The following is a 22083-nucleotide window of genomic DNA, read 5'->3' as shown; positions in this document are numbered from 1 at the left end:
TCCCGTTACGTCAGGAAACTGAGCATCCTACCAACCTCAATATCCATTCTAGAAAACGCAAACCATTTTTTACCTAGGTCTTTCAGTGATGCTCCGATATGGTAAAGTTCCGTATTGTCAATAATCAAGAAGCGGTCGTGAGCATCGGAAAAAACTTCAATTTCAATAGGAGGATATTGGCTGTTGTATCGTTGCACATCCAGCCGTAGCTGATTGCTGATGCTTTTGGTATAGATTGTCGCGATTACATCATCGCTTCGCTTGCCTAATAAGATCAATACCGTATCATCAGTATAATTATCCAAAAGAATAATAGAACTTTTGGCACTCCGGATAATATCCGAAACAAATGTATAGGCATCAAAAATCTGCCCGTTGTAGAAAATACCTTTTTCGCTGTGGAGCTTATCGCTTTCCAAAGCCTTAAAAAGCTCTTCAAATTTTTGGTCAGCTTCCAGTTGTTTTAGTTCAATTTTATCCAAACGATGAAATAAAGAAACATTGCTCATTAGTATTCTACGCATTTCTACAAAGGCTTCCATAATTTCAACGCTGAGTTTAACAGCTATATCTGAACGGAGTATTGCAGAAGCCATTGCGACCCCTTGTTCGGTAAATACATAGGGCAAATAACGTCTTCCGCCGTAGCTCAAACTTGAGGTTCCAATTTGGAACCTCAAGTTTTCAACTTCCTCTTCGGTCAGTTGAAAACAAAAAGAAACGGGAAATCTTTCAATATTTCTTTTTACGGCTTTGTTAAGGTTCTTTGTTTCCACTTGGTATAATGACGCAAGGTCACTATCCAACATCACTTGTTTATCACGTATGGTATAAATGAGGTTTCTGATTTCCATTGGGCTAATGGTAGATTAATTTTCCATTACTTTTTATAGCTTTTGTTTTTGGGAAACTCAAAGGAACTTTCGGCTTTGTCATTCAATACGATATAAGCATCGAATTTCTTTCCTGCCTTGCTTTTCATCCCTTTGATGAGTGAAGTTTTTCCCTTGCTGACAAGGCTTTCAATATCGGTTATACCAATTTGTATGCCACAGATATTGCGGAACTGCACCCAATTACAAACCTCATCGGGGCATTTGACAATTTTATCACGGATAAAGAGTTGTTGGCTTTTGCATTTCGGACAAACCAATTTAGGCAGGTTATTTTGGGCAATGGAAGTTTGCAACAATTCATTGGTAATAGATGAAGCGTAAGTTTCCATTTCCTTTTGAAATGCTCCTGCATCTGCTTCGTTGTTCTCGATTTTCTGGAATGCCAATTCCCATTCGGCAGTCATTGCTACATCTGCAATTTTCCTATCTTTTACCAATTCAAAAACTTGGAATCCTTTTTCGGTTGGGATTAAATACTTCTTTTCCCGTTGGATATAATTGCGTGTAAACAATGTTTCGATAATTGAAGCTCTTGTAGCTGGAGTGCCGATACCGATATTTTGCAGGGCTTTCCGTTCCTCTTCATTTTCGATTTTCTTTCCAGCACTTTCCATAGCCGACAAAAGACCTGCTTCGGTATATAACACAGGCGGTTTGGTTTGCTTTTCCAAAACGGTAGCTTCCTTGATTTTGAGCTGATCGCCTTTTTTCAATTCGGGTAAATCCTGTACAGATTCTGTATCATCATCAGAGAAACTGCCTTTAATGGAACGCCAGCCTGCTTCCAAAATCTTGCAACCTTTTGCGGTAAAATCGTAATGTAATACCTGTAAATCAACATCGGTTATCTCTTTGATGCAGGCTTGTGAAATGGCTTCGAGTAAGCGAAAGGCAATCATATCATAAACGGCATTTTCCTTTGCATTCAGTGCTGACGGGATTTTATCTGTAATCAATAATCCGTGATGGTCGGTAACACGCAAATCATTCACGATACGTTTATTGAAACGTCCCCATTTCATTTTTGATACGGCTTGCTTGCAGGTTTCTTTGTCCTGCAAAGCCCTCACTAGGTTGGGAATTTCAGTCCATACATCTTCAGGAATATATTTGCTTCCGGTACGTGGGTAAGTGACAAACTTTTTTTCGTACAAACTTTGGGCAATGTTCAGGGTTTCTTCAGCAGAAAGGTTCAGTTTTTTATTCGCTTCTTTTTGCAAGCCAGTAAGGTCGAATAATAAAGGTGGTTGTTCTGTAACACTTTTTGTTTCTACCGATGTAATTGTTGCTGTTTCGCTTCGCTGAATGGCTTTCAGAGCATCATCGGCAATTTTTTGGTCTTCCCATTTGGTTTTGGAAAGACTTTTAAAATCTAGCAACTCTTTGTTGTGCGATAACTGTATCTGCCAGTATTTCTTTATAGAGTAACTCTTGTTTTCCAGATAGCGTTTGCATATCAAAGCCAATGTAGGCGTTTGCACCCTTCCGAGTGAGTAAATGCCATTTCCTGCAACAATGCTCAACGCTTGTGTAGCATTGATGCCCACCAACCAATCGGCACGGCTTCTGCCTTGTGCGGATTGAAATAATCCGTCAAATTCTTTTCCATCTTTAAGATTATCAAAACCCTGTTTGATGGCTTTTTCGGTAAGCGAACTAATCCAAAGGCGTTCAAAGGGCTTGTTACATTTCAGGTATTCATAAATGTATCGAAAGATGAGTTCGCCCTCACGACCTGCATCGGTTGCCACAATAATACTATCGCTTCTATTAAAAAGTTGTTCGATAACTTTCAGTTGTTTTAATGCTCTTGTATCGGTGGTATAGCCTTTGTCTTTTTTGACCTTGCGAATGGTCAGCAAAAAAGGGTTGGGAAGTATTGGTAGTGATGCTTTGTCAAATCCCGTAATCCCGTAATCTTCTGGCATTCCTAATCCTATTAAATGACCGAATGCCCACGTAACATAATAGCCGTTACCTGTCAGGTAGCCGTCCTTTTTCTCGGAAACTCCCAACAAGCTGGCTATTTCTCTTGCTACGCTTGGTTTTTCTGCAATTATTGTTTTCATACTTTATTACATTTTTCTGCCTTTGGATTTTGCAGGTGCTTCTGGTTTTTCCTGTTCTTCCTGTTGCTTTTTACTATCAGGATTTTTTTGTCCTGATTTTAATGGCTCTTTGATGTTCTTGGTTGCCTCATTGGTTTTACCTTCTGAATTGACGGCAGTTTGTGTTTTATGAGCTTCAGTAGGTTTTATCCTTTCCTTGTATTGATTGGGAAATTCAAAATTGGTTTTCCCATTTTCTTTATTGAAAGTGATATAGCCTTGATAAGGTTGTCCTTTTTTATCTGTCAAGCCGTCAATGTAAATGGTTTGACCGTTTTTGAAATCCTTATTTTGCTCATCGGTCAGTTCCTTACCACGGAATGTTTTTGGAGCTTCCTGTGGTTGATTTTGCTGATTGCTTTGTTGATTGTTCTGTCCGTTGCTTTGCGTTTGCTGATTAGAATTACTTCTATCAAACAGAAACTCAACATAACGCTTGTCTGCATTGAACTGTACTGTTGCCGAAAATTCTGTTCCTTTCGTGGAAATCATACCCTCTAACTTTAGCGGTTTACCCTCCATTAAGGTTTGCTTTTGGGTATCGTCCAATTTAACGCCTTTAATTTCATCTGGGATTTTTATAAAATCCGTTCGTAATGCCACTAGCTCATTAGTAAGCCTGTCCACACTGATAATGGAAGGCATTAGTTCGCCTGTTTTGGAGTTTTTCAAATCAACTACTCGACCCATATTTCCAGTTTCGAGCAGGTTTTTCTTGTCCTCATTCGTAAACTTGTGTCCGAAAAACTCAAAGTTAAGGTTAGGTTCTTTACGGATGCCGTTCAATGCAGGAACTACTCTTCCGTCTTCGGTAGCCTGTAAAGACAAGCGTACATCTGTGCGGAGAATGGCTGTACCGAAATTAACGCTCACAGGTATAAGTTCATTGGTTTTGTAACCTTTCAATAAAGGTTCTAAGAGGTTTCTTTTTTCAAGGTATTCCTTACTTAATCCTAGATTGTTCATTGTATCCCAATCAATCTGTTCCGGCTTGTAGCGGAATTCGCTTGCTTCCGGCGTTGTTTGTGCTGTTTCCATATTATTTTGATTTTCTTGTTTACTATTTTGTTTTGCTTCGACTTTTACTTCGTGTTCTTTCATCACTTTTTCACCTTTGGGAGTTGGGTTATCTACCTGCTTTTGCATTTCCTTTGCTTTATTTACAGCTTCATCAGCCGATACTTTAAAAAATGACAAATTGGTTGGGTTCTTCAGTTGGCTAAAAAAATTGGAGAAGAAGTTGGAAAAGAAATCACCACTTTTGTCCACACGCATAAATTGGTTTTGGTTCTTTTTCGTTGGTTCAACGGTTTCCATTTTTCCGTTTTCGTCAATACTCTTTACTGCTTGGATTTTCATTTTTTCTTTATCCAGCACCAATAATATGTCCGATAGCTGTTCGGGCATTTCCTGTTTATTTGTTGTTTCTTCACTCATAGCCTGAAAATTTTAAAATTCACTGCCGAATGTAAAAGAAGCTTTTATTGCATTACCCAAAGTGGCAGTCAAAGGCAGTGTTTGTCACTTATTGGCGTTCAGTTTAGTTACGGAAGGATTAAAACTCTCCCTTATAAACTGATGAACATCAGACAGCTTGTAATACAATTTTCCGCTAATGGTATAATAGCGCAGTTTTCCGATTGAGCGGTACCGTTGCAGAGAACGGTTACTGATTTTTAGCATTTGGAGCAAATCCTGATTATCCAACAATTCCTCACCGTCTATATTGTTGCGTTTCTTTTGTAATTCGGCTATAGTGTCGCCCAGCATATCAAGGCGACCCATTAGGCGTTCCATCCACGCCAAAAATTCCATTCTATCTATATTCATAGGGATATACTTTAAAGGATTCTTCCTATTTTTTATCTGTCTTTAGCTTTCTGCCTTTTTCGATATAGCTTTTGCCTTTTGCCATAAGTTCCTGTACAAACTCATCGCTACTCTGAATAGCATTGGCATTAAGCATATCCTTAATAGATCCAATAGTATAGAAGTATTGACTATATATTTTTGAATACGTTATCTCTCCTTTGGTACGCATACGCCAAAGGGTTTTTTCGCTGATATGCAGGTATTGGCATACTTCGTGGTTATTGAGCCAAAGGCCATCATAGCTTTTATCTTCTTGTCTTTTCAGATAATCTGCAATGGCGTTGATACGGCTGTTTAGCTGTTGCCAAGCTTCTTCTTCAATGGTTATTATTTTCATTACACAGCATTTAAAGTTCACTATGCAAAATTGTGAAAGGTGGCAGTGGTTGTCTGCCAATACTTGCCAATTGGTTTGGCGTTTTTTTGATTTTTTTTACAATTATGAAAAACCCTTGTTTGGTAAAGGTTTTGGAGGATTAGGGATGTTTTGTAGATGAGTTTTGCCCATATTTACCAATTGGCAGATATGGGCAAAGAAAAAGCTGTACATTTTGTGTACTGCTTTGAACAGGGTTGTTTAATTTAGTTAAAGCTCTTTGTCCATATACTCTTCGAGGGATATCTTTAGTTGGTCTAAAAATGTAGTTCTAGAACCTGTGCGGGTTTTCATACGATGGAAAGCATGATGCAAATCTACGAGAGGAACCCGGAAGAGTATCTGAAACATTAAGCTCATTTTTCGGATACCAATTTTACCGTGAGAAATCGCTCCAGAAGCATAAAGAGCATAAACCAATTCTATGAGTGCATTTTTACTATTTGTCCAAAAAACATCATTTGTTGATTCAGAATTTTTTAAAATGGCATCGGGGTTTTCGTCGAGGTTAATTTTTGTAAGCAAGTAATTATACAATAATTCATTTGCTATAATATAAGCTTTCTTGTTATCATAATAAGTTGAAAAACTAAGATCAATTTCAAATACGCCACTCTTTAAACCATCGTGGTAATTAACTTGACCTAGCCTAAAATATTTATGGTCACGGTCTGTCCTGCCTGCGCGATAGTATCTATAAAAATCCTCATTGCAAATCCTTTCTTTATATTCTGACTTAAGGATTTTTAATAGGTTCCCATAGTAACTTTTATATATCTTACCATTGCTCACAGGGCAGGATGTTTCAATACGGAATACTTTATTGTAATAAATGAGTTTTCCTAAAATTTGCGGTTTAATATTCTTGAAAAAATCAATTTCCTGTTTTTCATTCGCAAAGCTATTTTGTAGTACTTTATCTTTTATGATGTACAACATCTCGTTTAGAAACAAGGTCATTTGGTATGCCTCATCTGCCGTTAGCATCATTGTAGAAGAAATTTTATCTTCCTGAAGATGAATTTGTGTTAATATTTTACTCAACATTATTTCCATAGCATAATCTTTTTTAGTTATCCTATTTATTTCGGATACACAACGATTGTTGCAATGCCAAAATTTCGAAATAATATTGAAAACAATGCCACAGTTTACCCCCTATGGGGTTATATTTATTGATAGTGTAAGTAAAAAGAAGTAAAATAAATAGTAAAGTACTATTATATCTTACTCTTTATTTCATTACATTTGCAGTGCTGATTTACAAGGTATTGAAATGAAAGAAAGTGCAGTAAGCACCATTACTAAATCGTTACTGATAATGTTAACGAATGTTATAAACTACTATTAATAGCGACTTTTATCTTTACTTATTTTTTTAAAGAAAAAAGCTAAAGGATACCGCTTCTATCCCTAACCCAATCTCAGGTAATGAAAAGTTTTAAGGTTTTCAATTTTTATAGTTAGGGAGAGGAAAAATAAAAAAAGACTCGCTTAGTAACTCAGAACCTAAGCGACTTAGTATCTTCTTCCTTAATCTAAAACATTCAAAATCTTAATTCCAAGAACAATTCCGTTTTGCTCGATGCCGCTTTGGTAAGAATGAACATAATCTAATCTGAATAATTTAAATTTTCCAAATCCTAAATTGTCTAATCCCACTGTAAATTCAGAATACGGTTTTCTATCTGGGATAGCCAGAGCATGAAAACCAATATTCATAGTCGACTTTAAAAGGTTCAATAACGGAATTTTATTCATAATAAAACCTTGGTCATTGTGCTCCAAATGTGCTTCAAAATAACTATTATTGGTACTGTTGCTGTAATACGGCATTAGATTAAAAACATTCAGATAACGATCTGCCTGACCAATATGAGTTTGATTTCCGTTAAAATGTCTGTAATCTATAAACGAAATATTCTCGGCATTAAAGAACTTTCCGGCCTTAAAATTCATTCCTAAAATTCCTTTGTTTCCAATTGGTAAATCGTATTGTACAGCAGCGCCAATGCGTTCAAATTCATATTTTTTTTCACTTCCTGCAAATGCTTTTTCAAAGGCCAATAGTACCGTTGGATATTTATCATCTTTAAAATTATACCTGCCATCAGGTCTCGAAATATATTTATTTCCAAAATTGATTCTGGCACCTAAAGTAGCTTTAAATAAATTATGTTTTTCAAAAGCTGAAGTAGTAAAATCATTTGGCAACAAAGGATTGTTAGAAGAGTAGCTGTCGTCTCTCTTGAAGAAAGAATAATCGGTGGTGTTGAATAAAGGTTTGCGCTGCTCGTAACCAAGTTTTGCATTCAGATTTACACCATTTGCAATGTCCTGGACATAGTTTATTTGAGCAAATTCTAAGTTGTAAAGCTTCATATAATTGTCTTTAAAAAATAAAGAACTTACAGAATTGATTAACTTACTGATGGGGTTGGCGTTGTTAAATTGTGCCACTTTTGTCCCTCCAGAAACCGAAAGTGTTGCATAATTGATACTATTAAATCGATGTGTAAAATTTCCTGTAACACGTAAGCGTTCCTCAGAAAAACCATAATTAACATCAGTATTTATAGTGGTGCTTTTTCCGTTTTCTTCATTCCATTTTTTGAAAGTAAAACCACTACCGATATTAAGCCCCTGAACAGTGTTGAAACTTGCCGAAGTGAGGTCCAGTAAACCTTTGTATTCAAAAGAACGACTTTTGAAAGTGTTTTTGTAATCATATCCCATCATGATATCCAAAATTTTAAATTTATTGTTTTTGGCATCAACAGAATCAATATATTTTTGCGATTTACGAATCGTAAGCAGGCTGTCTTTTTTGACATAATCAGTGCTTTCTTCGATTGTCAAAGGTATAGGGCGAATTTCATTCCAGAACGAATCGTCTTTTTTGTTGGCATTTAATTCAAAAGCCACAATTTCGTTGCCAAAAGTCTTCTTCTCAAAAGAACTTGGAAATTCATAATTAGAATAGATATAATTAAATTGTCCCGAAAATTTAATGCCAAACGCACCTGCATTAAAAGCTAAGGTTTGGGAGTTTTTAGACCAAATTTTATTTTTCTGATTATAAGTGAAAGTCTGTTTAAGATTCATTTTTTCGGTAAATTCCTGCTTCATTCTGTAGCCTGGTATGTCTACATCTACGGCATAAATAGCAAAACTATCCTCGACAATATAAATATAGCCCTCAAAAACGGGTTCTTTATCACGTTTCGGTTTGACCTTTATTTTGTTAATCTGCTGATTATTTTCATCAAAAAAAGTACCTTCAAGGGTATAGGTGTAATAATTAAAGGCATTAAAAGCTATTGGCGAAATAATATTAATGCTAAATTCTAAAGTATTTTCATAAAAATCATAAGTTGATAAACTGGCTGTATTGTAGCTGTAACCTCTGTTGTTTCCGGAAATTTTTGAAGCTATAATTTTCTCTTTTATTTTGTTGGGTTTTTCAAAAGTAATTTTTGATAATGTCTCAGATAAATATAAAATTCCCGTTCCGGTAGAGTCGAGATTAGAGGCCATATCTGCACCTAGATCCACTTTTTGTCCAAAGAGTTTTTTAGGTAAGTCTTTGACTTTAAACATTCCTTTCGAATAAAAATCGGCAGTATATCGTGCTGTTTTTTCAGAATTTTCTTTCCTGTTGGCTATCGCACTTTTTATAATGGCGTTTGCAGGATTGTTTTTGGGGTCAATTATTACTTCGTTTAGCGTAAAACTTTCCTCTAGCATTTTTACATTCAAGGTTAGAGTTTTCGCTTCTGGAGCAACATCTATTTTTTGAGTTTTGAAACCTAAATATTGAAAAATAATTTTATTTTGCCCAAGTTTTTTCACATTCAACTGATAAACTCCCTGCTCGTTTGATGTAGTGCTGCTATAGGTGTTTTCTTCAAAAACAGAAACAAAAGGAAGCGGGTTTCCTTTTTCGTCTGTAATAGTCCCTTTGATTTGGGAAAAATGCGAAATCGAAAAAAATAAAAGGGCTAGTAGGTAGTGTTTTTTCATGAAAGTTTTTTCTCTCACAAAAATAGGATAAGTTAGTGGTGTGGTTATTAAAAATTTGTTAAAAATCAAACCAGAAAAAAGGATTGAATGGCTAATTCATAACTTTTTAATCCAAAACCCAGAATCACGCCTTTTGCATTTCCAGACAAATACGATTGGTGTCTGAAGCTTTCGCGTGCATACGTATTCGAGATATGTACTTCTATTACTGGTGTTGTAATGGCTTTTATAGCGTCACCCAAACCTATAGAAGTATGTGTGTATGCACCCGCATTGAGAATAATTCCGTCGTATGAAAAACCATATTCCTGAATTTTGCCTATCAATTCGCCCTCAATATTACTTTGAAAGTAGGCGAGCTCTGCATTCATAAATTTCTTTTGCAGGCTTTCAAAATAATCTTCAAAATTCTGACTTCCATATACTTCGGGTTCTCTTTTTCCAAGAAGGTTTAAATTGGGACCGTTGATAATTGCAATTCTCATAAAAATAATTTTTGTAAAAATAAAAAAAACCGTCCTAATTAGAACGGCTTTTATAAAACTATATGTTTTTTTAGAATAAAAATCCTGCAGATAATTGTACTGTTGAGTTTTTAACATCAGCATTTTTTGAAGCTTCTGTCAATCCTAAGCTATAACGTCCCTGAATAAACAAACTTTTTGTTATTTTAAAACCTAATCCTGCATTAACTCCAAACTCAAAAGTTTCAGCATCTTTAACATCAAAATCGTTTTTTTCGCTTAATAAAAATGAAGCTTGTGGCCCAACTTCTAAGCTGAATGAATCTGTTAAATATAATTTAGCCATTACAGGAATAGATAAATATCCTAATTCGTTTTTAAATTCGTCTACAGCATTTTTATAGCTTGCTCCCTGAGTTGAGTATAAAAGTTCTGGTTGTATAGCAAATCTATCTAGTAGCTTGAGCTCTGCAACTAAACCTGCATGAAAACTCGTAATGCCATCTTTATCAAAAGCGACTCCTTCCAAAGAAGCATCTCCCGTTTGATTTGCAAAATTTACTCCTCCTTTAACTCCAATTCTTAAAAACTGCGCTTGCAGGGTTGCAGATGTTGCTACCAATAATACTGCTGCTAATAGTATCTTTTTCATAAATTTTGTTTTTTTGATTAAACTTGATACCATTAAAAACTATAGAATTGTAATTTTATTGTCTTCTAATGAGTGCAGATTTGTTAAAAAACAAACATAATCACTGTTTTTTATTAAATCAGCATATACTTTTTTAATCTATATAATGATAATGTATGGCTATTTTCTGGACTTATTTTTGCTTATTTACTGCTTTATTTCTAAAAAAACAAATTATTCTTTAAAGAGAATGGTGTTATATTTGACCTTTGTAACCCCAAAAAAAAATTGTAATGAAAAGAATTATTTTGACTGCAGTTGCAGTAATTTCCTTTGCATTTGCGAATGCACAAAGTACTAGATTTGGAATAAAAGGCGGATTGAACATCGCGACAATTGGCAACGCTGAAAACGCTGAAGCTCTGGTTGGTTTTCAATTAGGAGGTTTTGCAGAAATCAATGTTTGGAAAAAATTATTTGTTCAGCCGGAACTTTTGTTTTCTACACAAGGTGCCAGAATTGATAATTATGGTAATGCTGCCGATTATACTGTAAATTTAAATTACATAAATATTCCGGTTTTGGCAAAATATTACATTACTAAAACTTTTAGCGTTGAAGCAGGTCCTCAGATTGGATTGCTAGTTTCTAGCGAAAATATTGACGATGAGCGTACTGTAGATGCCGCTTTTAATATTGGTGGAGGATATAATTTTACTCAAAATTTCTCTGTAGGTATTCGCTACACAGTTGGTTTGTCTAATGTTTACGACAATGACAGATATAATGACGGATACTATTATGATGACAGATATACCAACAATGTTTTGGCTTTGACTGCAGCGTATAAATTTTAATCTTCTCAGATTCAAATTAGATTCAAAAACCTTCCCTAATTCGGAAGGTTTTTTTGTGCCAAAATGTTTTACTTTGCAAGCATGAACTGGTACACCTATATAAAAGACTATCAATCGTATTTGCGAATCGAGAGAGGTTTGTCTAAAAATACGATCGAGAATTATAGTTTTGATATTGAACGGCTCTGTGTTTTTTTAGAAATCAATCAAATCGAGGTTTCGCCTGTAAAAATTAAAGAGGAAACTCTTCAGGAATTTATCTATGCCGTTGCCAAAGAGGTGAATCCTAGGTCGCAGGCCAGAATCATTTCTGGGCTAAAAAGTTTTTTTAATTATCTGGTTTTCGAAGATTACAGAATTGATAATCCGTTGGAGCTGATAGAGAGCCCCAAAACAGGTAGAAAACTTCCTGATACCTTATCGGTTGAAGAAATTGACCGACTTATTGAGGCAATTGATTTAAGCTCTAACGAAGGAGAGCGAAATCGTGCTATGATGGAAACTTTATACGGTTGCGGCCTTCGTGTCTCGGAGTTGATAGCCCTAAAAATATCAGATTTGTTTTTTGAGGAAGGTTTTATAAAAGTGACAGGAAAAGGAAATAAAGAACGATTTGTGCCTATTGGTATGCAAACTCAGCACTATATTGAGCTTTACCAAAAAACGGTCAGAATACATCAAACTATTAAAAAAGGCGCGGAGGATACTTTGTTTTTAAACCGCAGAGGCAATCAGCTTACAAGGGCAATGATTTTTACGATCATCAAAGATTTGGCATCCAAAATCAATTTAAATAAAAATATTAGTCCACATACGTTACGCCATTCCTTCGCAACACATTTGCTCGAAAATGGTGCCGATTTGCGGTCTATTCAGTTAATGTTAGGGCATGAATCTATTACAACTACAGAAATCTATGTACATTTAGACCGGCGTTTTTTAAAAGATATCGTCAATAATTTTCATCCTAGAAAATAATGTGTATATTTATACTATATTTCGTGTTAATTTATTTATAATAATAACTCTTTCTTGAATGTATTGCTGATTGTTTTAGGTCCTGATGATTGATAATTTATTCCATAAATATGGCTTTTGATTTAAATGAAAATGATGACAGTGTGAAAGCAAATAACTTTTATAAAAAATTATTTGCTCAGATTCCCTATTTTTTTTTCCAGTTGGTAGTCGATTCCAACTTTAATTACACTCTTCCTTTCGTCAGTAAATCGGTCAGGGAAATTTTTGAATTGAATGATGAAGACTTCTTAAAAAATACCGAACTGATGCTTCACGGAAGAATTTTTCATCTTGACAAACAACGTTTTTTTGATAGTTTTCTAGCCTCAAAAAAAGAGTTGGTAACATGGGAAATGGAGTTTAGAGTGGTCTTGCCGCAGAAAGGATTAAGATGGTTTAAGATAATGGCCACACCCGAAAAGACTGCAGAAGATAGTGTTGTTTTTCTGGGTCATGTTTCGGATGTAAGTGATTTAAAGGAACACGAATTGCAGCTTAAAATTTCTGAAGAACGATTTAAATTTGCGCTTGAAGCTTCTACGGTCGGAATTTGGGATTGGAATTTAGTTACCAATGATGTTTTCTATTCTTCGCTTTCGCTGAAGATTTTAGAGTTAGATTCTGCTGATGTAATGGATAATCCCGAGCGTTGGGATAAGATTGTGCATCCGGATGATTTGAATAAATATTATGCCGACATTCACGAACATTTTGATAATAAAATTCCGTTTTATGAAAATTATCATCGTGTAATGACTTCCAACGGAAAATACAAATGGATTTTGGATCGCGGTAAGGTAATCGAAAGGGATTCCAGCGGATCGCCTTTACGGGTTATTGGTACTCATACCGATGTTTCGGCTCAAAAAGAAAAAGAACTCGAACTTTTAAAAACTATGAAGTTATACAGCGATCAAAACAGTCGTTTACTCAATTTTTCGCATATTGTTTCGCATAATTTACTAACACAGGCAGGTAATATAAAATCGATTTTAGACTTTATAGACGCCGATCAGAAGAAAGAAAACGTAGATGAAATGTTGCTCCATCTACGAACGATTTCTAATAGTTTAAACGATACTATTTCAGATCTGGCGCAAATTGTAAAAACGCAAACCAATATCAATATTATAGTAAAGTCGTTAAACTTGCATGAGTATATAAGCAGAACCATTACGGCTATCACGGGTTTTGAGAATCATGAAAATAAATTTACCGTTATCAATAATGTACCTGAATATGTTTTTATTGATTTTAATCCCGCTTATCTCGAAAGTGTGTTGTTAAATTTTGCTACAAATGCTCTAAAATATGCACATCCTCAGCGTGATCCTGTTATTATTTTTGAGTTTTCGATAGAATCAGATGGTCATAAAGCCTTAAAAATAAAAGACAATGGGCTGGGGATAGATTTGACTGTCTATGGCGATTTGCTTTTCGGAATGTATAAGACATTTCATAAACACGAAGACGCAAGGGGTTTGGGTTTGTACATCATCAAAAACCAACTCGATGCGATGAAAGCCAGTGTCTCAGTAGAGAGCGAAGTAGAAGTTGGAACCACTTTTAAAATTATTTTTGATGATCTCTAAAAGTCTCAAAACAAAAAAAGCTGTCAATTGACAGCTTTTTTTGTTTATAAAGAAGGAATTATTTCGCAATATTTACTGCTCTTGTTTCTCTAATTACCGTAACTTTTACCTGACCTGGATAAGTCATTTCTGTTTGAATTTTTTGTGAAATTTCAAAAGATAAATTGGCTGCGTTTTCATCAGAAACTTTTTCGCTTTCTACAATGACACGTAATTCTCTACCAGCCTGAATTGCATAAGCATTTTTAACTCCGTTGAATCCATAAGCAACTTCTTCAAGATCTTTTAAACGCTGAATGTAAGAATCTAAAACCTGACGTCTTGCGCCTGGTCTCGCTCCCGAAATAGCATCACAAACCTGAATAATAGGAGACAATAATGATTTCATTTCAATCTCATCGTGGTGTGCTCCAATTGCATTGCAAACTTCTTCTTTTTCGCCATATTTCTCTGCCCATTGCATTCCTAACAAAGCGTGAGGCAGATCACTTTCTGTATCCGGAACTTTACCAATATCGTGAAGTAAACCAGCTCTTTTTGCCAGTTTTACATTCAATCCTAATTCGGCGGCCATGATACCACAAAGCTTAGAAACCTCTCTCGAGTGTTGTAGTAAGTTTTGTCCGTAAGAAGAACGGTATTTCATTCTACCCACAACTTTTATCAATTCAGGATGTAATCCGTGAATTCCTAAGTCGATAACGGTACGTTTTCCAACTTCAATAATCTCATCGTCAATTTGTTTGGCTGTTTTTGCCACAACTTCTTCAATTCTTGCAGGGTGAATTCGGCCGTCTGTTACTAATTTGTGCAAAGACAAACGGGCAATTTCTCTACGAACCGGATCAAAACAAGAAAGAATAATAGCCTCAGGTGTATCATCTACAATGATTTCTACTCCTGTTGCAGCTTCAAGAGCTCTAATATTACGACCTTCACGACCAATAATTCTACCTTTTACATCGTCAGACTCAATATTGAATACAGAAACACAGTTTTCAACCGCTTCTTCCGTTCCAACTCTTTGTATCGTATTAATGATAATTTTCTTAGCTTCCTGTTGTGCAGTCAATTTTGCTTCTTCAATAGTATCCTGAATATGCGACATTGCTTTACTCTTGGCTTCGGCTTTCAAACCTTCTACCAATTGCTCTTTTGCTTCTTCTGCAGATAATCCCGAAATAACTTCTAATTGTTGTAATTGGCTTTTGTGTAATTTATCAACTTCGGCCTGTTTTTTGTCTAAAACTTCAATTTTGTTATTGTATTCCTGTGTTTTAGCTTCAAAATCGTCGTTTACTTTTTTAGCTTTCGAAAGTTCATTCGAAATTTGTGATTCCTTGTCACGTACTCTCTTTTCTACTTCTGCTACTTTTTTATCTCTCGCTAAAATTACTTGTTCGTGCTCTGATTTTAGTTCGATAAAACGCTCTTTTGCCTGAAGTATTTTATCTTTTTTAATGTTTTCGGCTTCTAAATTGGCATCTTTTAAAATTGACGCTGCTTCCTTTTTGGCGTTTTTTATTAAGTTTGAAATATTGCTTTTTTCGATAATTTTAGCTATTCCAAAACCTCCTGCAATACCTATTATACCTGAAATAATGATCGTTATAATGTCCATGTTTGTTAAAATTTATATATAAAAAAAGCCTACATTAATTGCTTGAATAAACTCGTAAAGACAAGTTTTGAGCTAACTCACTGTTCAAGTTTCCTTGCCAAAGCAGGGCATGCTATAGTAGTGATGATTCGCTCATTCTAAATTGTTAGTGTTGAGTTTACCAAAAAATGAACTAATGTAGGCAGTATCTTAGTTGCTGTAAAGAACGTTTAATTTTCGAGATATTGATCTAAAAGCGAATTTAATCTTTTAATTCTGTCAATGGTTGCTACTCCATCAACTGCGCTGTCAATTTGTTTTTGTTCTACTTGCGAAGCAAATTGTAAAGCACACATCGCCAACACATCCTGTTTGTCACGAACAGCATAATTCTCCTCGAATTGCTTGATCATAGCATCAATTTTTTTTGAAGCACTTCGCAGTCCTTCTTCCTGATTGGGTTCAACCGTGAGCGGATAAACTCTGTCTGCAATTGATATTTTGATTCGTAGCTTTCCGTCCATGTGTCTAATCTGATAATTGCGCTATACAGTAATCAATTTCGCGAATTAATGAATTTATCTTAAGCTTTGTCTCTCTCTTATTATTGTCACTGCCCAGTAACGAATTGGCTATTTTAAGTGTGTCATATTGCTTTTGCAAAGCCTCAATTTCTTCAGATTGTTTCTGGATAATTTGCGCAGCTTTGGTGAGTTCTAATCGTAAGTCTTGATTGTTTTTCTCTAAACCTTTTATTTTCGAAAAAAGTTTTTCGACTTTATATTCAAGAGTATCAATTATTTCGGCAATTACACTCATTATAAATCCTATTCATTACTTAATCATACAAAGTTAGTATTCCTTTTTATTAATGCAATTTTTTATCGATTTTTTTACATTAAAAATAGATAAATAAATGAAATTCAAACAATTGTATTTTTATCGATTTTTTAAGCTTTTTTGGGTCTTATTTTTTATCTTAGCAAAAAGCTTACCCATGAAACTGACTATTTTTTCCTTGTTATTTTGCAATTTCATTTTTTCGCAGACAGAATATCCTAAAGATTATTTTCGTTCACCGCTTGATATTCCGATGCAGCTTTCTGGAAATTTTGGAGAACTTAGACCAAATCATTTTCATGCTGGTTTCGACTTAAAAACCAATCAAAGAGAAGGCTTAAATGTTTACGCTGTGGCGGATGGCTATGTTTCGAGAATAAAAATTTCTACTTTCGGAAACGGTAAATGCATTTATATTACGCACCCAAACGGTTATACTTCTGTATACGGACACTTGCAGAATCCGGTTGGCGCCATTCAGGATTATGTTCAAAAAAACCATTATAAAGAAAAGGCTTTCGAGATAGAGTTGTTTCTAAAACCTGATGAGTTGCCCGTGACAAAAGGACAAATAATTGCGCTTTCCGGCAATACGGGTTCTTCTGAAGGCCCGCATTTGCATTTCGAATTTCGTGATTCTAAAACCGAATTTATAATCAATCCGCTATTTTTTGGGTTTGATAAAGAATTTAAAGATACCAAAAAACCAACTATTTCGAGTTTATACGTTTATCCACTAAAAAATACCGTCGTAAATCAGTCAAAACTACCTTTATTGCTGAATCTTTCTCTTCAAAAAGACGGAACGTATCTTGCCAATAAAGTAAAAGCCAACGGAGCAATTGGTTTCGGAATCAATACGGTCGATTTTGATGATGTTTCCTTTAATAAAAATGGTGTTTATAATGTGACCGCTTTTTTAAACGGAAGCCAGAATTATCAATACACCTTCAACACATATTCTTTTGATGAAATGCGGTATATTAATGCTTTTATAGATTACTCAAAATACAAAAAATCAGGTCAGCGCATTCAGAAACTTTTTATGGAAAAGCCTTTTGCCCTGAGTATTATCAAAACAGATTCGCTGCACGGGGAAATTCCTGTGGTTCCAAATTTAAGTTCGACTTACCGAGTTGAAGTTTCGGATTATTTTGGCAATCAAAATTCGGTAACAATTCCTGTAGAGTTTGATAATCTTTCACCAATCGTCAAGGCTGAAAATGAAACGGCGCCGTATTTTATTCGTTCAGACAAAGATTCTAATTTTGAAAAGGACAACATGTCGGTCTTTTTTCCTGCAGGCACATTTTATAATGATTTTAAAATGAATTTTGATGTAAAAAATAACCGAATTTACATTCACGACGATACGGTTCCGGCGCATTCTAATTTTACCATAACCATTCAGGATAGCACTTCTTACACAGCGGCGCAACGCGAGAAAGTATTCATCGGAAAATTTTCGGGAAATAGTATCAGCTATTATTCGACGACAGAAAAAAATGGTGTTTTTTCAACTAAATCTAAAATTTTAGGACAATATGGTTTGGCGATCGATACAATTGCTCCTACAATAAAAATACTAAAACCGATTCAGGACAAATGGATTTCGGAGATGAAAACCATTCAATTTATTATTAACGATAATTTGTCGGGCATAAAATCGTATAACGGATATCTAAATGGAAACTGGATTTTGTTTGAATATGATAATAAAACGAGAAAAATCACCCATAAATTTGATGATACTTTATTAGCGGAAGGAGCTAATGATTTAAAAATTGAAGTGGTCGATAATATGGGTAATTCTGCTATCTTTGAGACTCATTTTTTTAGAAGTCAACAAAAATAAAATCATAAAGATTGAATAATAATAAGTTACTTTTTGTTTTCCTTTTTTTAGGCATTGGTTATTTTTCGATGGCGCAAAATGCTCGTGTAAAAGGAGTTATTTTAGATATTGAAAATCATCCGGTAACTGATGTTAATATTTCCTGTTCCGGAAATGTTTCGCAATCAGATGCGAATGGTTTTTTTGAAATTGAAGTGGCTTCCAATAAAAAAACAGTTTTGGTTTTTACACATATTTCGTTAAAAATGATGACTTTAACGGTGACTTTAAAGCCAAATGAAACCTTTGTTTTTAATCCCGTTATGAGTGGATCAGAAGAACAAATGGGCGAAGTTTTTGTAAGTTCTCGAAACAAAAAACGCGTACAAGGCATCACGATTATCAATTCAGAAACCATCAGAAAAATTCCGGGTGCCAACGCCGGAATCGAGAATATCCTTAAAACATTACCGGGTGTAAATTCTAATAACGAATTGAGTACGCAGTATGCCGTTCGCGGGGGAAATTATGATGAGAATTTAGTGTATGTAAACGAAATTGAAGTCTATCGTCCTTTCTTAATAAGGTCAGGGCAGCAAGAAGGTCTGAGTTTTACAAATACTGATCTGGTACAAAATATAGATTTTTCTGCGGGAGGATTTTCGGCCAAATTTGGCGATAAATTGTCTTCGGTTTTAGACATTACGTACAGAAAACCAACCGAATTTGGAGCTGTTCTCGAGGCAAGTTTTCTTGGCGGAAGCTTTGCAGTTGATGCCGTTTCTAAAAATAAAAAATGGTCTGCCGTAACAGGTGTTCGCTATCGAAATAATAGCCTTTTGGTAAACAGTCAGGATACGCAAACCAATTATACTCCGACTTTTGCAGATATTCAGACGAATATAAATTACGATATTTCAGAGAAATGGCAAATGAGTTTTTTAGGGAATATTTCGCAAAATAAATATTTGTATCGTCCTCTCACACGGGAAACAAAATTTGGAACCATAGACCAGCCAATGTCGCTTGCCGTATACTATGAAGGTCAGGAAAAAGATCAGTACGATACTTATTTTGGTGCTTTTAAAACCATTTACAAAGTATCGCAAAGTTTTAATTTGAAGCTGATAAGTTCCCTATTTCATACAACCGAACAAGAACATTTTGATATTTTGGCGCAATATCGTTTAGGTAATGTAAATCCGGACGGGACAACAAATCCTGATAATGTAGATTTTACACGTGGAATCGGTTCTCAACTCAATCATGCAAGAAATGATTTAGACGCTTTGATTGCCAATATTGAAATAAAAGGTTTTAAAGAATGGCAGACGAGTGAGTTAGAATTTGGTTTAAAATATACCCGAGAATCCATTCGTGACCGAATAGTCGAGTGGGAAGTAATTGATTCGGCAGGGTTTTCTATAAATCCTCCAATTATCGTTTTACCTCGAAATAATCAGCCCGATGTGCCTTATACGGGTCCGCTTTTGCCTTATCAGGATATTCGTGCGACTAATTTTAATACAATCAATCGATTTTCGGGGTTTACACAGTGGAGCAATAAAGGAGCGTTGGGTTCTAGCGAAATTTGGTATACGATTGGTGCTCGTTTTCAGAGTTGGCAGGTGAGTGGAGCTGCCGTAGAAGGTAAAAATCAAGTTGTTTTTAGTCCACGTGCGCAATTTGCTATAAAACCCGATTGGGAGAAGGACATGGTTTTTAGAATTTCGGGAGGATTATACCATCAGCCTCCTTTTTATAGAGAGCTACGTGATGCAGATGGGGTGGTAAATCCTGATGTAAAAGCACAGCAATCTGTTCATATTGTCTTGAGTAATGATTATAGTTTTAAGATGTGGGACCGCCCTTTTAAGTGGGTAACAGAGCTTTACTATAAATCGCTTACAGATGTTAATACCTATTCTATCGACAATGTTCGCATCCGTTACGTAGCAGATAATAATGCCAAAGCGTACGCACAAGGACTTGATTTTAGATTGAATGGTGAGTTTGTTCCGGGAACTGAATCGTGGATTAGTTTTGGCTATTTAAAAACGGAAGAAAATTACCAAAATAAGGGATTTATAGCGCGTCCAACGGATCAAAGGTTGAAGTTTGCGATGTTGTTTCAGGATTATATGCCGAATATTCCGAGTGTAAAATTATACCTGAATTTGGTTTACAATACAGGTTTGCCTGGAGGCTCGCCCTCATATTCTGATCCTTATTTTTATCAAAACCGCCTCAATGATTATCGTAGAGTAGATGTTGGTTTTTCTAAAGTTTTTGTCAATACCAACACAAAAGTAGCCAAAGCCAATTGGCTTAAAAACTTCAAAGAATTGTCATTAGGTTTAGAGATTTTCAATTTGTTTAACAATCAAAACGCGATAACCAATACTTGGGTGCGAGATGTGTATTCTAAAAACCAATATGCTATTCCGAATTATATGACTTCGAGAGTTTTTAATTTAAAACTGAACGCAAGGTTATAAATGGATAAAAAACTTAAAAGAAGGAAAATTTTTTACGTTCCGGGAATGATTTCTTTGATTTTTATTCCTCTTATGTGTTTTTATTATTTTTATAAAATTGATGCTTTTAAGGTTTATGGTTCTTTGGAATTCGGCATTCCCGATAAAGAAGATTTTGAAAAATATAAAGTTGAAGATTTAAGAAAATATAGGACTTTTAGTTTTAACGAAAAGAAATCAAAACATAAACAACAGTTAAACGAATTGAGATTCTTCACCCGTGATTTAGTGAAAAGATTTGATAGTATAAATGGAGCTAAAATTCATTTCGGATCAAAAACAGATTATGATACTTTTGTTAGTATAATGGATATAATGGTTGAAGAAAAAATGCCTGTTTGGGCATTGTTTTCAGACAATATGTATGCATTCGCACATGCAAAGCCGAAAAAGAAACACGGGTTTATTTGTGGAACTATGGCAAGTACAAGAGAAAATACGCTTAGAATGGAAGAAGAAAATCAAAAAAAAGAACTTCATGTTTTTCAAGTTTCTTTTTTTAAAGAACAATGGATTCTTTTTCTAGGCTATCTCGGAATTGCACTTCTCAATATCTTCGCGCTAGTAAAATTCAATAAAAACAAATAATACAATCAAAAATACTATATTTGATATTCTAATAGAATTTTGTCAATGAAAAATTATTTTAAATATATAGCCCTAGTAATCGTTGGAACCTTAATGAGTTGCAAAGACGAAGCCCAGAAGCCAAAAGTAATTTATGATGGTTCTAGTAAAGTAAATGTAGCTGTTAAAACCGATTCTACGCAGATAGAAGTGGCAGATTTGCCAATTCAGATGGAAGGAACGAATTATTTGATCCATCCGGTTGGTGATTTACGCGTTTTCGAAAAAGGATCAAAGTCACGATATGGCTCTTCAAGTGTTAATGATGTGAGTTTTACAATTTCGAATTTAGGTGAATATGAAATCACGGGTTATTTGCAAAATCTAAAATTTCAGGAGGTAAATTCAGACTCTATTCGACCTTTGTCTGACAAGCCAATTCTAATTTTAACAGCGACTTATTTAAAAGCGGTTGCCGATAAAACGCAAAACAAAATAATGGTGTATACTTTAACCGATTCGGACACCAATAAAGACGGCAAAATAGATACCGGAGATATCAAAACGTTGTACCTTAGTGATATTAGCGGGCAAAATTTCACGAAAGTGTCAACCGACTTAGAAGAATTGGTAGATTGGAGTTTGATCGAGTCTAAAAGCCGATTGTATTTTAGAACTATTGAAGATACCAACCAAAATGGGCAGTTTGATAAAAATGATGTCCTGCATTACAACTACATTGATTTAGGTTTGAAAAAATGGGAAGTTAAAAATTATAAACCAATCTGATCTAAGATGCTAAGGTTCTGAGATTCTGAGATTTTTTTTAAATCTTTCTGAATAATATAAAAAGCCATTTAAAAATT

Annotated in this window: 19 protein-coding genes; 7 read left to right on the top strand and 12 right to left on the bottom strand. The window is 34.9% G+C overall.

Annotated elements, in window-relative coordinates; genetic code table 11:
• Positions 1 to 5: 5 nt before the first annotated feature.
• The 9 genes from LNP22_RS00770 to LNP22_RS00730 form a co-directional block, all read right to left on the bottom strand.
• On the bottom strand, positions 6 to 854 hold the full coding sequence (locus LNP22_RS00770; protein WP_229974868.1) for an ORF6N domain-containing protein: 849 nt from the start codon (positions 852 to 854) through the stop codon (positions 6 to 8).
• 26 nt (positions 855 to 880) lie between these two features.
• Complete coding sequence (locus LNP22_RS00765) at positions 881 to 2965, bottom strand: type IA DNA topoisomerase (RefSeq protein WP_229974867.1); 2085 nt, start codon at positions 2963 to 2965, stop codon at positions 881 to 883.
• A gap of 6 nt (positions 2966 to 2971) precedes the next feature.
• The gene (locus tag LNP22_RS00760) at positions 2972 to 4441 is read right to left on the bottom strand and encodes a DUF3945 domain-containing protein (protein ID WP_229974866.1); all 1470 of its coding nucleotides are present in this window, start codon (positions 4439 to 4441) and stop codon (positions 2972 to 2974) included.
• 84 nt (positions 4442 to 4525) lie between these two features.
• Positions 4526 to 4834, bottom strand: coding sequence for a helix-turn-helix domain-containing protein (locus tag LNP22_RS00755; RefSeq protein WP_229974865.1), 309 nt, complete (start codon positions 4832 to 4834; stop codon positions 4526 to 4528).
• Positions 4835 to 4859: 25 nt separating this feature from the next.
• Complete coding sequence (locus LNP22_RS00750; protein WP_229974864.1) at positions 4860 to 5213, bottom strand: helix-turn-helix domain-containing protein; 354 nt, start codon at positions 5211 to 5213, stop codon at positions 4860 to 4862.
• Positions 5214 to 5462: 249 nt separating this feature from the next.
• Positions 5463 to 6308 carry an RteC domain-containing protein gene (locus LNP22_RS00745; protein ID WP_229974863.1) on the bottom strand — a complete coding sequence of 282 codons (846 nt, stop codon included), beginning with the start codon at positions 6306 to 6308 and terminating at the stop codon, positions 5463 to 5465.
• 477 nt (positions 6309 to 6785) lie between these two features.
• The gene (locus LNP22_RS00740) at positions 6786 to 9275 is read right to left on the bottom strand and encodes a DUF5686 and carboxypeptidase regulatory-like domain-containing protein (RefSeq protein ID WP_229974862.1); all 2490 of its coding nucleotides are present in this window, start codon (positions 9273 to 9275) and stop codon (positions 6786 to 6788) included.
• A 65-nt stretch (positions 9276 to 9340) separates the two neighbouring features.
• Complete coding sequence (aroQ, locus tag LNP22_RS00735; RefSeq protein ID WP_229974861.1) at positions 9341 to 9760, bottom strand: type II 3-dehydroquinate dehydratase; 420 nt, start codon at positions 9758 to 9760, stop codon at positions 9341 to 9343.
• Positions 9761 to 9830: 70 nt separating this feature from the next.
• Positions 9831 to 10391, bottom strand: a complete 561-nt coding sequence (locus tag LNP22_RS00730; RefSeq protein WP_229974860.1) for a porin family protein — start codon at positions 10389 to 10391, stop codon at positions 9831 to 9833.
• A gap of 272 nt (positions 10392 to 10663) precedes the next feature.
• Here LNP22_RS00730 and LNP22_RS00725 point away from each other — a divergent pair, with 272 nt between their 5' ends.
• The 3 genes from LNP22_RS00725 to LNP22_RS00715 all read left to right on the top strand — a co-directional run bounded on the left by LNP22_RS00725 (position 10664) and on the right by LNP22_RS00715 (position 13839).
• Entirely contained in the window at positions 10664 to 11227 is a 564-nt protein-coding gene (locus tag LNP22_RS00725; protein WP_229974859.1) for a porin family protein, read from the top strand.
• An 81-nt stretch (positions 11228 to 11308) separates the two neighbouring features.
• Positions 11309 to 12205, top strand: coding sequence for a site-specific tyrosine recombinase XerD (xerD, locus tag LNP22_RS00720; RefSeq protein WP_229976339.1), 897 nt, complete (start codon positions 11309 to 11311; stop codon positions 12203 to 12205).
• A gap of 110 nt (positions 12206 to 12315) precedes the next feature.
• Positions 12316 to 13839 carry a PAS domain-containing sensor histidine kinase gene (locus LNP22_RS00715; RefSeq protein ID WP_229974858.1) on the top strand — a complete coding sequence of 508 codons (1524 nt, stop codon included), beginning with the start codon at positions 12316 to 12318 and terminating at the stop codon, positions 13837 to 13839.
• A gap of 58 nt (positions 13840 to 13897) precedes the next feature.
• Here the strand turns inward: LNP22_RS00715 and rny are convergent, their stop codons facing one another.
• The 3 genes from rny to LNP22_RS00700 all read right to left on the bottom strand — a co-directional run bounded on the left by rny (position 13898) and on the right by LNP22_RS00700 (position 16258).
• Complete coding sequence (gene rny / locus LNP22_RS00710; RefSeq protein WP_210667567.1) at positions 13898 to 15460, bottom strand: ribonuclease Y; 1563 nt, start codon at positions 15458 to 15460, stop codon at positions 13898 to 13900.
• 209 nt (positions 15461 to 15669) lie between these two features.
• Positions 15670 to 15963 (bottom strand): cell division protein ZapA, encoded by a 294-nt coding sequence (locus tag LNP22_RS00705; protein ID WP_210667568.1) that lies wholly within the window; start codon positions 15961 to 15963, stop codon positions 15670 to 15672.
• A 4-nt stretch (positions 15964 to 15967) separates the two neighbouring features.
• Complete coding sequence (locus LNP22_RS00700; protein WP_210667569.1) at positions 15968 to 16258, bottom strand: hypothetical protein; 291 nt, start codon at positions 16256 to 16258, stop codon at positions 15968 to 15970.
• 178 nt (positions 16259 to 16436) lie between these two features.
• Here LNP22_RS00700 and LNP22_RS00695 point away from each other — a divergent pair, with 178 nt between their 5' ends.
• The 4 genes from LNP22_RS00695 to LNP22_RS00680 all read left to right on the top strand — a co-directional run bounded on the left by LNP22_RS00695 (position 16437) and on the right by LNP22_RS00680 (position 22006).
• On the top strand, positions 16437 to 18134 hold the full coding sequence (locus tag LNP22_RS00695) for a M23 family metallopeptidase (RefSeq protein WP_229974857.1): 1698 nt from the start codon (positions 16437 to 16439) through the stop codon (positions 18132 to 18134).
• Positions 18135 to 18202: 68 nt separating this feature from the next.
• On the top strand, positions 18203 to 20611 hold the full coding sequence (locus tag LNP22_RS00690; protein ID WP_429670531.1) for a TonB-dependent receptor: 2409 nt from the start codon (positions 18203 to 18205) through the stop codon (positions 20609 to 20611).
• On the top strand, positions 20612 to 21238 hold the full coding sequence (locus LNP22_RS00685) for a hypothetical protein (RefSeq protein ID WP_229974855.1): 627 nt from the start codon (positions 20612 to 20614) through the stop codon (positions 21236 to 21238).
• A gap of 45 nt (positions 21239 to 21283) precedes the next feature.
• Entirely contained in the window at positions 21284 to 22006 is a 723-nt protein-coding gene (locus LNP22_RS00680) for a CREC-EF hand family protein (protein ID WP_229974854.1), read from the top strand.
• Positions 22007 to 22083: the final 77 nt, after the last annotated feature.

Source organism: Flavobacterium flavipigmentatum, from assembly GCF_020911905.1.
In the GTDB taxonomy this organism is placed as follows: domain Bacteria; phylum Bacteroidota; class Bacteroidia; order Flavobacteriales; family Flavobacteriaceae; genus Flavobacterium; species Flavobacterium flavipigmentatum.
The sequence above is the reverse complement of the archived record's forward strand: the minus strand, read 5'-3'. Positions and strand labels throughout refer to the sequence as shown.

Bases quoted from the DNA above. Each gene is read 5' to 3' on its own strand.
- LNP22_RS00770 (WP_229974868.1), bottom strand. From the start codon at position 854: ATGGAAATCAGAAACCTCATTTATACCATACGTGATAAACAAGTGATG.
- LNP22_RS00765 (WP_229974867.1), bottom strand. From the start codon at position 2,965: ATGAAAACAATAATTGCAGAAAAACCAAGCGTAGCAAGAGAAATAGCC.
- LNP22_RS00760 (WP_229974866.1), bottom strand. From the start codon at position 4,441: ATGAGTGAAGAAACAACAAATAAACAGGAAATGCCCGAACAGCTATCG.
- LNP22_RS00755 (WP_229974865.1), bottom strand. From the start codon at position 4,834: ATGAATATAGATAGAATGGAATTTTTGGCGTGGATGGAACGCCTAATG.
- LNP22_RS00750 (WP_229974864.1), bottom strand. From the start codon at position 5,213: ATGAAAATAATAACCATTGAAGAAGAAGCTTGGCAACAGCTAAACAGC.
- LNP22_RS00745 (WP_229974863.1), bottom strand. From the start codon at position 6,308: ATGGAAATAATGTTGAGTAAAATATTAACACAAATTCATCTTCAGGAA.
- LNP22_RS00740 (WP_229974862.1), bottom strand. From the start codon at position 9,275: ATGAAAAAACACTACCTACTAGCCCTTTTATTTTTTTCGATTTCGCAT.
- aroQ (WP_229974861.1), bottom strand. From the start codon at position 9,760: ATGAGAATTGCAATTATCAACGGTCCCAATTTAAACCTTCTTGGAAAA.
- LNP22_RS00730 (WP_229974860.1), bottom strand. From the start codon at position 10,391: ATGAAAAAGATACTATTAGCAGCAGTATTATTGGTAGCAACATCTGCA.
- LNP22_RS00725 (WP_229974859.1), top strand. From the start codon at position 10,664: ATGAAAAGAATTATTTTGACTGCAGTTGCAGTAATTTCCTTTGCATTT.
- xerD (WP_229976339.1), top strand. From the start codon at position 11,309: ATGAACTGGTACACCTATATAAAAGACTATCAATCGTATTTGCGAATC.
- LNP22_RS00715 (WP_229974858.1), top strand. From the start codon at position 12,316: ATGGCTTTTGATTTAAATGAAAATGATGACAGTGTGAAAGCAAATAAC.
- rny (WP_210667567.1), bottom strand. From the start codon at position 15,460: ATGGACATTATAACGATCATTATTTCAGGTATAATAGGTATTGCAGGA.
- LNP22_RS00705 (WP_210667568.1), bottom strand. From the start codon at position 15,963: ATGGACGGAAAGCTACGAATCAAAATATCAATTGCAGACAGAGTTTAT.
- LNP22_RS00700 (WP_210667569.1), bottom strand. From the start codon at position 16,258: ATGAGTGTAATTGCCGAAATAATTGATACTCTTGAATATAAAGTCGAA.
- LNP22_RS00695 (WP_229974857.1), top strand. From the start codon at position 16,437: ATGAAACTGACTATTTTTTCCTTGTTATTTTGCAATTTCATTTTTTCG.
- LNP22_RS00690 (WP_429670531.1), top strand. From the start codon at position 18,203: ATGGCGCAAAATGCTCGTGTAAAAGGAGTTATTTTAGATATTGAAAAT.
- LNP22_RS00685 (WP_229974855.1), top strand. From the start codon at position 20,612: ATGGATAAAAAACTTAAAAGAAGGAAAATTTTTTACGTTCCGGGAATG.
- LNP22_RS00680 (WP_229974854.1), top strand. From the start codon at position 21,284: ATGAAAAATTATTTTAAATATATAGCCCTAGTAATCGTTGGAACCTTA.